Source organism: Fibrobacter sp. (genome assembly GCF_045112255.1).
Lineage (GTDB): Bacteria > Fibrobacterota > Fibrobacteria > Fibrobacterales > Fibrobacteraceae > Fibrobacter.
The window spans coordinates 19,573-32,506 of sequence record NZ_JBGUHR010000020.1 but is presented as its reverse complement, the minus strand read 5'-3'; the positions used below and the strand labels follow the sequence as shown (position 1 = coordinate 32,506).

11 protein-coding genes are annotated in these 12,934 nt (G+C 50.6%); 5 read left to right on the top strand and 6 right to left on the bottom strand.

The features are described from left to right. From metE to ACJMM9_RS01670, 4 genes are all read left to right on the top strand, one after another. Window positions 1-2,105 (top strand): 5-methyltetrahydropteroyltriglutamate--homocysteine S-methyltransferase (gene metE, locus ACJMM9_RS01685; RefSeq protein ID WP_405323220.1); only part of this gene is annotated, 2,105 nt, incomplete at its 5' end. Window positions 2,106-2,519: 414 nt separating this feature from the next. Continuing rightward, on the top strand, window positions 2,520-3,731 hold the full coding sequence (locus tag ACJMM9_RS01680) for a cytosine permease (RefSeq protein ID WP_405323218.1): 1,212 nt from the start codon (window positions 2,520-2,522) through the stop codon (window positions 3,729-3,731). A 13-nt stretch (window positions 3,732-3,744) separates the two neighbouring features. Beyond that, window positions 3,745-4,575 (top strand): pyridoxamine kinase, encoded by an 831-nt coding sequence (locus ACJMM9_RS01675; RefSeq protein WP_405323216.1) that lies wholly within the window; start codon window positions 3,745-3,747, stop codon window positions 4,573-4,575. Window position 4,576: 1 nt separating this feature from the next. Continuing rightward, window positions 4,577-5,236 (top strand): TatD family nuclease-associated radical SAM protein, encoded by a 660-nt coding sequence (locus ACJMM9_RS01670; protein WP_405323214.1) that lies wholly within the window; start codon window positions 4,577-4,579, stop codon window positions 5,234-5,236. Between the two features lie 62 nt (window positions 5,237-5,298). On the opposite strand, the gene ACJMM9_RS01665 is transcribed toward ACJMM9_RS01670, so the two are convergent. From ACJMM9_RS01665 to ACJMM9_RS01655, 3 genes are all read right to left on the bottom strand, one after another. Further along, the gene (locus tag ACJMM9_RS01665) at window positions 5,299-6,186 is read right to left on the bottom strand and encodes a hypothetical protein (RefSeq protein WP_405323211.1); all 888 of its coding nucleotides are present in this window, start codon (window positions 6,184-6,186) and stop codon (window positions 5,299-5,301) included. Window positions 6,187-6,198: 12 nt separating this feature from the next. Next, window positions 6,199-6,606, bottom strand: a complete 408-nt coding sequence (locus tag ACJMM9_RS01660) for a hypothetical protein (protein WP_405323209.1) — start codon at window positions 6,604-6,606, stop codon at window positions 6,199-6,201. Window positions 6,607-6,721: 115 nt separating this feature from the next. Then, entirely contained in the window at window positions 6,722-8,041 is a 1,320-nt protein-coding gene (locus tag ACJMM9_RS01655; protein ID WP_088630034.1) for an aspartate kinase, read from the bottom strand. A 246-nt stretch (window positions 8,042-8,287) separates the two neighbouring features. On the opposite strand from ACJMM9_RS01655, the gene ACJMM9_RS01650 reads away from it, so the two are divergent. After that, complete coding sequence (locus tag ACJMM9_RS01650) at window positions 8,288-9,232, top strand: sigma 54-interacting transcriptional regulator (RefSeq protein ID WP_405323207.1); 945 nt, start codon at window positions 8,288-8,290, stop codon at window positions 9,230-9,232. 10 nt (window positions 9,233-9,242) lie between these two features. Here the strand turns inward: ACJMM9_RS01650 and ACJMM9_RS01645 are convergent, their stop codons facing one another. From ACJMM9_RS01645 to ACJMM9_RS01635, 3 genes are all read right to left on the bottom strand, one after another. After that, the gene (locus tag ACJMM9_RS01645; RefSeq protein WP_405323204.1) at window positions 9,243-10,157 is read right to left on the bottom strand and encodes a hypothetical protein; all 915 of its coding nucleotides are present in this window, start codon (window positions 10,155-10,157) and stop codon (window positions 9,243-9,245) included. Between the two features lie 130 nt (window positions 10,158-10,287). Beyond that, window positions 10,288-11,796 carry a phosphomannomutase gene (locus tag ACJMM9_RS01640; protein WP_405323202.1) on the bottom strand — a complete coding sequence of 503 codons (1,509 nt, stop codon included), beginning with the start codon at window positions 11,794-11,796 and terminating at the stop codon, window positions 10,288-10,290. 153 nt (window positions 11,797-11,949) lie between these two features. Further along, window positions 11,950-12,885 carry a hypothetical protein gene (locus ACJMM9_RS01635; protein WP_405323200.1) on the bottom strand — a complete coding sequence of 312 codons (936 nt, stop codon included), beginning with the start codon at window positions 12,883-12,885 and terminating at the stop codon, window positions 11,950-11,952. Between the last annotated feature and the right edge of the window lie 49 nt (window positions 12,886-12,934).

Genomic DNA, 12,934 nt, shown 5'->3' with positions numbered 1-12,934 from the left:
CCGCTGGCATCGACTTCATTCCGTCGAACGACTTCTCCTTCTATGATAACGTTCTCGACACTGCATTCTTGTTCGGTATTGTTCCGGAACGCTACAAGAATTTGAACTTGAGCACGCTCGAAAAGTATTTCGCAGCCGCTCACGGTTACCAGGGCGAAAAGGGTGACGTGAAGGCCCTCCCGATGAAGAAGTGGTTCAATACGAACTATCATTACATTGTTCCGGAAATCGATGACGCTACCGAACTCAAGCTCGTCGGCAAGAAGCCGGTTGAAGAATTCAACGAAGCCAAATCGGCCGAAATTGAATCCGTTCCGACGCTTATCGGCGCATACACATTCCTCCGTCTTGCACGTTACAACGGCAACAAGAAGGCTAAGGACTTCGCAGCCGCTGCCGTCAACGCTTACGCAGAACTCGCTGAAAAGCTCGCCGCCGCAGGCGCCAAGTGGATTTCTTTCGCAGAACCGGCTCTCGTCTTCGACGTGACCGCAGAAGAACTCGGACTCTTCAAGTCCATTTACGTTGAACTCATCAAGAAGGTGCGCGCTGCCGGTCTCAAGATTGCATTGCAGACTTACTTCGGCGACATCCGCGATGTTTATCAGGATGTGACCGCGCTCGGCTTTGACGCGATCGGTTTGGATTTCGTTGAAGGCCTTAAGTCTCTCGAACTTTTGAAGAGCGGCTTCCCGAAGAACACGCTCCTCTTGGCTGGCGTCGTGAACGGCAAGAACATCTGGTGTGCTGATTACGCACAGAAGAACGCAGTCCTCGCCGAAATCAAGAAGTCTGTCGCTGCAGAAAATGTTGTCGTTGGCACTTCTTGCTCTCTCTTGCATGTGCCTTACACGGTCGCTGCAGAACAGAAGCTTTCGGCCGACATTCTCAAGCACTTCGCATTCGCCGAAGAAAAGCTCGTGGAAATTGCAGAGCTCGCAAGCGCTGATGCAGACGCTCTCGCCAAGAACAAAGCTTTGTTCGCAAGCGCTCGCGTTCAGGCAAACGCAAAGGTTCAGGCAGAACTTGCCGCCCTCTCTGCTGCTGATTTCGAACGCAAGCCAAGCCGCCTTGAACGTCGTGAAGTGCAGAAGGCCGAATTCAAGTTGCCGGCATTCCCGACAACGACAATCGGATCTTTCCCGCAGACGGCCGAAGTTCGCGCCAACCGCGCCGCATTCCGCAAGGGCGAAATTTCCAAGGAACAGTATGTCGCATTCAACCAGAAGAAGATTGCCGAATGCATCAAGTTGCAGGAAGAAATTGGCCTTGACGTAATTGTCCACGGTGAATTTGAACGCAATGACATGGTGGAATATTTCGGTTCCAAGATTGACGGCTTCGTATTCACGCAGAACGCCTGGGTGCAGAGCTACGGTACCCGTTGCGTGAAGCCGCCTGTCGTGTGGGGTGACGTGAGCCGTAGCGCTCCGATTACGGTTGAATGGTCTGTTTACGCACAAAGCTGCACCAAGAAGCCGGTGAAGGGTATGCTTACGGGTCCTGTCACGATTCTCAACTGGTCCTTCCCGCGTGAAGACGTTTCCTTGAAGACGCAGGCCCAGGAAATCGGCCTTGCCATCCGTGACGAAGTTTTGGACCTCGAAAAGAACGGCATCAGAATCATCCAGATTGACGAAGCCGCTCTCCGCGAAAAGTTGCCGCTCCGCAAGAGCGATTGGCACAAGGAATACCTCGACTGGGCCATTCCGGCATTCCGCCTGGTTCACGCCAAGGTCAAGCCCGAAACGCAAATCCACACGCACATGTGCTATAGCGAATTCAACGACATCGTCCGCGATATTGACAACATGGACGCCGACGTGATCACGTTCGAAGCCAGCCGTTCTGACCTCAAGTTGCTCGACGCTTTGAACGACGCCAAGTTCCAGACACAGGTGGGCCCGGGTGTTTACGACATCCACTCTCCGCGAGTGCCGTCCGAACAGGAAATCGTCGATGCACTCCACAAGATCATCGCGAAGGTTCCGCAGCAGAATGTGTGGGTGAACCCGGATTGCGGCCTCAAGACTCGTGGCGAAATCGAAACGACGGCAAGCCTCAAGAACCTCGTCGCCGCCGCCAAGAAACTTCGCGCTGAATAGTAAAAAGTTACACCTCTGCTGTTGTTGCAAGGCTACAACTATTTCATTGATAGACAGATTCTAAGTTCGCTCTAGTCTATCGATCAAACCCTTGCAATGACGGTAAACGAATCAATCCCCGTGAAACGAAACCCTCACGGGGATTTCCTGTTGTCAGATGATGGCGGATCAGGTCCGCCATGACGTCGCCTCCAGTCTGCCATGATGCAATCATTCTATAGCAAAAATCTATAACAAAGCATAAAAAAGTAGTATATGACTATACCTTGTGAATAACCTACTGCTTTGCTATCTTTGTGCCGCATTTGAAAGAAGCATCAAAAAACAAATGCAAGAAATAATGGATCCTATCGCCTTCGGCTCCAGGATGACAAATCCGAAGTGACAGGCAAAAGTGACAAAAGGAGGTGCAACATGGAAAAGCGCACAGGACTTTTTGCAAATGGAATTATCTGGTTTGGCGTCGCCATCTCCGTTTCCGAAATCGAAGCGGGTATAGAAATTGGCGCCGCGGCCGCAAGGGATTCGCTTTGGCTCCCGCTCATGCTTGGGCACATTCTGGGCGGCATCTTGCTCTTTTTCGTGGGCCTTATCGGCGCGCGCGTTCGCCTGAACGCCATGGAAACGACCAAATCCACATTCGGCAAGTACGGTTCCAAGTTCTTTGCCGCGCTGAACACATTCCAGTTGCTCGCCTGGGTCGCAGTATTGAATGCGCAAGGCGCTTCGGCATTGGCAGGGCTCAACTTGCCGATTTCATTTCCGCTCACATGCGTGATTCTCGCCGCACTCATCGCCGCCTGGGTTTACGTGGGCATCCGCCGTTCCGCAAACGTGACGACGGTCGTGATGGCAGCGCTCACCGTTCTACTCGCCATTCTTTCCGTGAAGTTGTTCGGACTCGGCAGCGGTTCAAGTGCGGCCGCTAATGTTGCAGGCGCCGCCGAAAACGCCGCAACAGCAACCGCGCTCAAATTCTGGAACATTTTCGAAATTTCCATTGCCATGCCGATTTCATGGTTGCCAGTCATTTCGGACTACACGAAGGACGCCGAAAAGCCCGTGAAGGCAACAGCAATTTCTGCCATCGCCTACACATTCGCAAGCATCTGGATGTACATCATCGGCATTGAAATTTCGGGCATTGGCGCAAGCAACAACATCGCGCAAGCCATTCTCCTTGCAGGTCTCGGAATCCCGGGAATCATCATCGTGGTACTTTCGACAGTGACAACAAACTTCCTTGCGGCAAACTCCGCTGGCGAATCCTCCAAGGCGATTTACAGTAAAATAAATCCGAAAATTGCAGGTGTCGTCGTGAGTTTCTTGAGCGCAGCTCTCGCCATTTCAGGAATCATGGAACATTACATCAGCTTCCTCTACCTGATCGCCTCCGTGTTCGCCCCGATGGCTGCCGTTCTCCTGGTATCGTTCTACTTCTCCAAAGAACGCACCGAATCGCTCGGCGCTTGGCTCTGGAATATTTTCGCCTGGCTTGCCGGCTTTATCGCCTACCAGGTCGCAGAACACTTCGACTCCGTTTTCCTCGGCCCCACACTCCTTGCGGTTATCGTTTCGGCAGCATTTGCATCCGTGCGCGTACTCTCGGAAAAGAAAGATTTTTAACTTTTAGTTAGCCATGCCACAGAAGAAAATCGCGTTAATTAATGATGTTACAGGATTTGGTCGGTGCTCCATCGCTGTCATGGCGCCGATTGTTTCTGCCATGAAAATTCAAGCGGTAACAATACCTACCGCTGTTCTTTCGGCACACACGCAGTTCCCCGAATACTACTTCGACGACTACACTTCAAAAATGCGCGATTACATTCAAACCTACAAGGATTTGAATTTATCCTTCGACGCCATTGCATCCGGGTTCCTCGGCTCCGAAGAACAGGTGGACATCGTCATCGATTTCTTCAAGACGTTCAAGAAAAACGGCTCGTTTACCCTGGTGGACCCCGTGATGGGCGACTACGGCAAGCTCTACGAGACCTACACGCCTACTTTGTGCGAAAAGATGAAAGCGCTCGTCCACTACGCCGACATCTTGACGCCGAACTTGACAGAGCTTTGTACGCTAACTGACGTTGAATACCGCACCGAAGGATTCACCGACGCCGAACTCGGCGAAATGTGCCGCAAGCTCACGGAACAAGGCCCCGAACACATCGTCGTAACAGGCATTCCGTACAACAGCAAGCAAATCATGAACTACGTCTACAGCAAGGGCGAAGAGCCTCGAATCGTGATGGTGGACCGCATCGGCGGCGACCGCAGCGGAACCGGAGACGTCATCAGTTCAATCATCGCGGGCATGTACATGAACGGCCACGATTTTTACGAATCAGTCAAAAAGGCCGCTGAATTTGTAACAAAGTGCATCCGCTACTGCGAAGACAATAACGTTCCCACACAATGGGGCCTGTGCTTTGAGATGTACCTTCGTGACTTGATGGAGGATTAAAATGGTTGTTTATACCGTAACTGGAAACGTTGGACAAGCAGGCTACCTCGACATCGCCAACAGCGGCGACATCACCGGCAAGAATATCTACGTGAATATGACAAACCGCTGCCCGTGCAGCTGCGTTTTTTGCTTGCGCCAGACAAAGAAAATGATGGAAGGCAATTCGCTCTGGCTTAAAGGTGGCGAACCGAGCGTCGATGGCGTCATGAGCATTTTCGACAAGTATGACCTCTCCGTCATCAACGAACTCGTCTTTTGCGGCTACGGCGAACCGCTTGAACGCCTTCACGACGTGTGCAAGGTCATCGACCTGCTGCACGGCAAATACCCGAATTTAAAAGTCCGTCTCAACACCAACGGGCTTGCAAATCTCATCCACGGCAGAGACGTAACGCCCGATCTCGAAGGCCGTTTCAACACCGTTTCCATCTCGATGAACGCCCCGGATGCCGAAGAATTTCTGGAACTCACGCGCTCAAGATTCGGAATCCAGTCCTTCGACGCGCTGAAGGAATTCGCTGTGCTTGCAAAAGAGCACGTGCCAAACGTGGTGATGACCATCGTCGAGAAAGTGATGCCCGAAGAAAAAATCGAACGCTGCCGCAAGATTTGCGAAGAGCTCGGCGTCACGCTGAGAGTTCGCCCCTTTGAAAGCTAAGGAATAATGCTAAGAGCAGGCAAATCAGCCGCCGACAAAATCGGCGGCATTTTTTCGCAAAATCACCCTTTAATCTTCTGCAAGCAAGCTTTCACCCACTCGGGTTTAATGAAGAACACTGCAATAGCAATCACGGTTGAGGTATGGAAAAGCGTATGGGCAACAAGCGAGATCGCCATATAAGGGTCAAATTCAGGGATACGAACAAAGCTGAACAAATTAAGCAAAACTTGAATAAGCGTCATTAAAGAACCCGCCATCAAAACAATCACATTCTTTTTGACAAGAGCGAATACGCCGACCGCTAAATAAACAACGCCAAAGAAAGCAAGCTGAAAAATGGGAGTTTGCGTAAAAACAAAATGAAACAAGCTGTTCAATCCACTCGCGATAAAACAGATGGAGCAAAGCCGAAAGAGTCCCAAATTAAATTCTTCATTCAATGCGATAGCTCCAGCTTCATCATGCTTTTTAGAAGTCACAAAAAATGCCGCCACAGCAACGACAACGTTCACGTTAAAAATTAAGCTAATGAAGTTCTGGGCAAGATTCACTTCTCGCATTTCATTTCCAAACAAAGCGCTTAAAGGATTGATAGCGAAAACTCTCAACACAATCCAGACAAGGAACAGCACCGCCAATATTTTTAAAACTCTCACATTCTTTTTGACTAGTGCAAATATCCCTAGCGCAAGTAATACGACAACCGCCAAAACACCGAGCAGCACAGGCAAGCCGATCCCCGATGCAATCAACAGTCCGACCGTTGCAAGCAAATCTTCAAACGACGAAGTCGTAAGCGCGCTCCAAATCGAAGCCAATTCACCGCTATACCCAGCCAAAAGCAGCATATTGGTAATAAAGCCGAGTATGTTCACAATAAATATTACCGCGCAAACCCTGAGTAAAGCCAGGTTCCCGTTGAATTGAATTTTTTCTCCTTCGCTCATTTGACCCCTCTATTATTGAATTAAATATTTTTCCAGTTCCGGAAATGTCTCGGAGGTAAAGTACATCGAGCGCCCCCTGAACATCAACCAGCCAGCCCATCCCTTTTTAACATTCTTGGCTCTTGATATTTTAAAAATTTCTTGTTTGATTGTAATGCTGTTGCCAAGTAAAAAAGTAATTCGCACAAGCTCATTTTCAAGAAACTCGACTTTTTGCGGAGCCACGTGAAGGGCAACAAAGCAATAATAGAGCAAAAAAAGTTCCTTGAAAACCCACATAAAATTTATGGTATCATACGCACCAGAACGCACCATGACAACAAGGGAATACACAAGCCCAAAGGCACCAAAAAAGAATAATGCCACCGATGTCAAAGTGTTACCTTTGCTTTTCGCTTCATATCCTTTATTTTCTTCCATTTGATTACCTCGTTCTAAAAATACAAAAAACGGCCCGGATTTTATTCCGAGTCGTCTTTAATTTCTAGTTCCTTCGACGCGAAGCCTCGCGGCATCTCGTTGATGACAATCGCAATTACTTCACGAAGGCGGCGTAGATGGCCTTGATAGCCTTTTCAGTATCGGCTTCGTCAACACCAGTGATGATGTTGATCTGGGAAGAACCCTGGTCGATAATGCGGACGTTCACCTTGTTTTCTGCGAGAGCCGTAAAGAGCTTTGCAGCAACACCGATCTTGTTCGTCATGCCGTGACCCACGGTAGCGATAAGAGCGATGCCCGGGAAAATCTTGATACGGTCCGGACGCATCTGCTGCGTGATGTCTTCGAGGACAACGTCCTGCACGGCGTCGAGAGCCTTGGAATCCACGACAATGCTCATGGAGTCAATTGCACTCGGGCAGAGTTCGTAAGAGAGTCCTTCGCTTTCGAGCACGGCGAGCACACGGCGGCCAAAGCCAACTTCCTTGTTCATCATGGACTTTTCGATGTAGATCATCGAGAAGCCCTTGCGGCCTGCAACACCCGTAATCGGGAGCTTTGCGCTTTCCGGGGTCGGGCCAATGATGGTGCCGGCGTCTTCCGGGCGGTTCGTGTTGCGGATGTTGATAGGAATCTTCTTGGCGCGGCACGGAGCGATGGATTCATCGTGGAGCACACTAGCACCGGAATAAGCGAGTTCGCGGATTTCGCGGTAGCTCACGTATTCGATCGGGAGCGGGCTTTCGACGATGCGCGGGTCAGCCATGAGCATGCCCGAAACGTCGGTCCAGTTTTCGTACTTGGCAGCGTCAATGCCGTTAGCAAGGATAGCGCCAGTGATGTCGGAACCGCCACGGCTGAAGGTCTTCACTTCGCCACGGAGGTTAGAGCCATAGAAGCCCGGCAACACATACAACTGATTTTCGTCGCCGAGAGCCTTTGCAATTTCTTCGTAGGTCTTCGGAGCGATGCGGTACTTGTCATCGAAAGTGATGAGCGGGTAGCTATCGACGAAGTTTGCACCGAGATACTTTGCCATGAGGCGTGCGCAGAGGAATTCGCCACGGCTCACGAGGAAGTCCGTGCTCACGGATTCCGGATGGTTCTTGAGCTTGTCTTCGAGACTGTCGAGGTCTTCGGTAAGCTTGTCTTCAAGACCGAGGTCCTTGCAGATTTCATCATAGCGCTGGCGGATGAGGTTCCACGGCGTGGAGAAATCGAGGCCCTTGGAGGCGAGATCATAGGTGCTGTAGAGGAGGTCGGTCAGTTTGGTTTCTTTCGGGTTACGCTTGCCCGGAGCAGAAACGACGATGACTTTGCGGTTCTTGTCGCTTTCGACAATAGCCTTGATTTTCTTGAACTGACCTGCGTCGGCGACAGAGGAGCCACCGAACTTACATACGATTCTAGACATTTTGTTCCTTTGGGCCACCAAACCTCTCAGCTTCGAGCGCAACCGCTTTCCTCACGATTGTCGTGCCCAAGCCTACCCATCTGGCCAGCCACTTGGTTTTTGTGCAATGTAGCAGCGGCACTTTACCGCCGCGCGCGAAAAATTAGAAAATGGCTAGAGCAATGTCAATGGTGCACGGCTGATAGATTAACAAAAATTTACAGGTCAAAACAGCGAAAAAAAGCGTGTTTATATAACGGAGGGTCTATGAAGAAACACGAAAAACTGATGCTTATTGCCGCGAAATCGAACATACCCGTGCTACTACAGGGGGAATCGGGAGTCGGCAAGGAAATCGCCGCCAGATTCATACACGAGCACAGCCCACGAAACAACGGGCCATTCATCGCGCTCAATTGCGGCGCCATCGCAAAAAATCTAGCTGAAAGCCTCCTGGAAGGCGCCAAAAAAGGATCTTTCACCGGAGCATCCTGCGATCAGCAAGGCATCGTACGCGCAGCCAATGGAGGTACTCTCTTTCTGGACGAAATTGGAGAAATGCCATTCGACCTGCAAAGCAAACTTTTACGCATCTTGCAGGAACACTCCGTCCTTCCACTGGGAGCAACCCAAAGCGAACCTGTCGACTTTCGACTTGTCTGCGCGACAAACCGCAACTTGCAAAATGAAATCCAAGACGGCCACTTTCGCAAGGACCTGTTCTTCAGGCTGAACGGATTTCCCATCGTCATACCACCGCTCCGCACACGTGAGGATTTTGACGACATCGTAAAAGACGTCTGGAACGAAATTACAGAAAAGACTTACGCCGAGCGGTTTTCTCTACGCCAAAGGGATTTCAATACTTTGTCCAAATTCAACTGGCCCGGAAACATCCGCCAGCTGAAAAACGTCCTCCAACGTTACGCACTCTTGATGCAGCACGATATTTCACTTGAAGAAATTTTATCCGAGGAATTTTCCCAGAAAGGAGCAAGCGATATCAGCGAACGTTACACATACAATGCAATACATATCCCGGCACCCAATTGGTCATTTATCCAAAAAGCCCTGACCGAAAACGAAGGCAATAAAAGCAAAGCCGCCAAGTCCCTAAATATCAGTCGCGGCAGTTTATATTACCAGATAAAAAAGCACGAGTTCCGCGAATGGAACTCGTGCGAAAAAATGAATCGTCCGATTGAGGCTTGAACTTACCGAACTAGAACTTCACGCCGATAGCAATGTAATGATTGCCACCCTCAAATGCCGGACGCGGGCTGTAAGCGTAGTCAAATACGACCCTGCCAAAGGTGACACCGAGACCGCCGCTGATGGCATCTTCGGTATCCGGGCGGATAGCATAGCCCATGCGGAACGAAAGCATGTCGTAATAGACCACTTCGCCACCGATCAAAAGTTGCGCCTTCGTATCGGCACGGCGATACGCATCTACAGACAAATGTATCATCCAGCGATCGAGAATCGGGATGAATCCCGTCACGCCCGCCTGGAGCGCAAGCGGAGCAGCCTCTTTCTCGGATTCATACTTGCTTGCAAAACCGAGATTCGTGAAGTTTGCACCGAATGCAAAATACTGATTCACGCGGAAAGAGCCGCCGGCATCCACCGAGAACAAAAAGCCAGTCTCGTCGTCAATCGTCTGCGTTGCAAAACGTGCCGAGGCTGCCCAGTTGAAAATCTTGGAACGGCTGCCGAAACCCGCCAAAAGCGACCAGGCATAAGAGCCATATTCCGAAGTCTTGAGGCCATTCTCGTCACGGCCTTCAATGTTGTCGTAACCCAAAAAGTCAACAGCAAACCCAACCGTGTACTTGTCGCCAACCGGGAGGCCATAGTATGCCGAGACAAAGTTATCGGCACCGCCCTTGCCAAAAATCATCTGGCTGAGCCCAAATTCAGCCTCGTCTGCAACACTCATCGCAAGCGGATTGCGCGAGATTTCGGACACGCGGCCAGGATCAGCAACGCCTGCCCCCGAAAGCGCAGCCGTACGCGGCGAGACCCGCATCGAAAGGAACTTCATCGTCACACCGCCCGGATCCAAATGCCAATACTCCCCAGCAAACGCAAGGGAACCAACAGTCAGTGCAAACGAAAGAAACTTTTTGAACATACGATTAATAAGATACAAAAAAGACGAGAGAGTAAAGACGAGAGACGAGAGATTTTCAAACAATATATGCGCGAAGCGCCACTATCACCTTTCGTCTCTCGTCTACAGGCTCGCAGAGCCGTTCTTTCATCTAAACACGCCAGCCTTCCATAATCTTAAGGCATTCGGCGAGGAGTTCTGCACTGCGTTCCTTGCCTTCCGTTTCCACGTAGCAGCGGAATTCCGGAGCATTGCCACTCGGGCGCAAATGGATGATGTCGCCAGAATCAAATTCCATGCGGTAGCCATCGACCTCGTTCAAGGAAACGATCTTGCCCTGGAACGTCTTGTCCTTTGCAAACTTGGAGGGCTTTGCGGCGAGAGCGCCGAACAGCTTTTCGCCGAGATTCTTTTCGCGAATTTCAGCGAGCTTCGACTTCGACTTTTCGGTCGGAAATTCCTTGAGGCGGTCACTCACGGTAAAGCGCTTGGGCAACTTGCGGAGCAAATCTACAACGCACATGCGTTCCTTGCGGACCATCACCATCACGGCAATCATCGGGAGGAGCGCATCACGTGTCGGGAGTGCCTTAAGCGTACGGCCATCGAGCGTCAAATCCGTCTCGAGCAAGAATCCACCATTTGCTTCGTAACCCGCAACCGTGAGGCTCTTGTCGTTTGCATCGACCAGGCTTTCCATGCCGGCAATTACATACGGGCTTCCAATGCGGGTGCGGCAAATCTTTTCGAAACTGCCGGACTTTTCGAGCGAAGTATTGCAGCTCACCGGAGTCGCAATGCGCTTAATGCCAAGAGACTGCGCGGCCAAAATGCCAAGCACATCGCCGCGAAGCCACATGCCCACGTCATCAGCCAAAAGCGGGCGGTCCGAATCGCCATCCGTGCTGAACACGGCGTCCACGTAATCCTTGTGCGTAAATTCGCGGGCGAGTTCTTCGTCTTCCTTGCGGATGGCTTCCGTATCGACCGGCACAAACACATCACTACGGCCAAACGGCTTGACCGTCGCACCCAAGCTTTCGAGAACCTTCACCACGATATCGCGGCCCACAGCGGAATGTTGGTAAACGCCAATCGTGAGTCCGTGCAAAGCATCGCTACCGAAAAAGTCCGGGTAACGCTTGCAGTAATTTGCTTCGGCTTCCGCTTCGACCGCCGGGAGTTCCGGTGCAGCCTTCAGCATGCCCTTGTCGTCAAAAAGCGTTTCGTCAAAATCCACCGACTGCGACACGATTCCCTGTTCGTCGGCCTTCGTGATTTCGCCATTCGGATGGTTAAACTTGATGCCGTTGCGGTCTGCCGGGATGTGGCTACCCGTCACCATGATGGTCGGCAAATGCTTGTCGATGCCGTACATTGCAATCGCCGGACTCGGGATGCGGCCGCAGTAGATCACCTTCCAGTTCGCATCGGCGCCAGCCTGCACGAGCGACTTCAAAATGCGTTCCGTACTCGGACGCAAGTCACCCGCAATCGCAATCGTATGTTCGCACTTGTAAGACGCTTCGCAGTACTTGATAAAGGAACGAGCATACACATAGCACACTCGGTCGGTCATAGCGCTCACGAGACCGCGGGCACCGCTCGTACCAAACGCCACCCCGGACTGTTTCATCACATCTTGCATTGCAACGGACATATTAAACCTCTGTTTAGTAGGCGGTAGGAAGTAGACAGTAAAAAAGTCTCTAAAGCCGCCAATTGTTCTACAGAAAATAAGATAGAAAAAGCTGGGAGAAGCCTAGAGGCGTTCTTCCCATAATTGTATGACTTAGCGTTTTACCCAGGGGGATTAAATCAACTTGCGGTCCTTGAGATCGTCCACAATCCAACTGGGCATCCACTTTTCAAGCTTTTTATATTCAGCGTCCTTGAGTTTGTTACGTTGTTCACTAGCCTTGGTCTCATTGCCAGCATCATGGTAAATGCGGATAAGGTTCAATACCGAGCACCAGTAGCGTATGGATTTTCCGGTGCGAGCGAGATAATCGGCGGCACTTTTCTCGTAGGCAGCGGCGGCTTCGTCATAGCGTTTGAGTCTATAGAGCATGTCCGCCTTGATTTGGAACATAATCGGATGATTCGGGGCCTTTTTAAGCCCGAGTTCAGCAAGTTCCAAGCCCTTTTGAAAATCCTTGCGATCGAAGTATATCCAAATGAGCGGTGTCAAGAACAGCGGCCAAAAACGTTTCGACTTGAGAGACGCCTCATCGAGCATTTGAAGATATGTTTCGCGGTTATCCGATTTAAACGGAAGCCAAACTAAGCTATTGTCTATAAAGTAAGCATAAACAGCATAAAATGCTTTCGCCTCCAGATCCGGGGATTCTTTGAACAACTTCGCAGCCGAACGCGTTTGCAACGCGCCCTTGATGGCATGACCAGTTTCCAGAAGGATATACCCGATTTCATAATTGCGGAGAGCGTCCCAAAGCCCTTCAGTCTTACAAGATTCCAGATTCTTGGCAGCCGCTTTTATCGAGGCCGTATCTCCCTTGTCATCGTACAGACTTACACGAATGATGCCTTGAAAAAGGCAACCCACACCATCGTTTTCAAGGCGGAGCTTACGCGCCAAATTGAACGCTTCGACATAGTCGAGTTCCATCGTCTTTTGCGTAATCTGTTCGGCAAGTGCATTTTGCGATGGAGAAAGTGCAAAAGAAAGACCATCGGCAAAAGCTAGGCTGCACACCAAAAAACAAAATGTGATTATTCTCGAGAACATTGATTCCAATTTAGAAACTTTTGATGTAGCGAACCACACACATGATTCA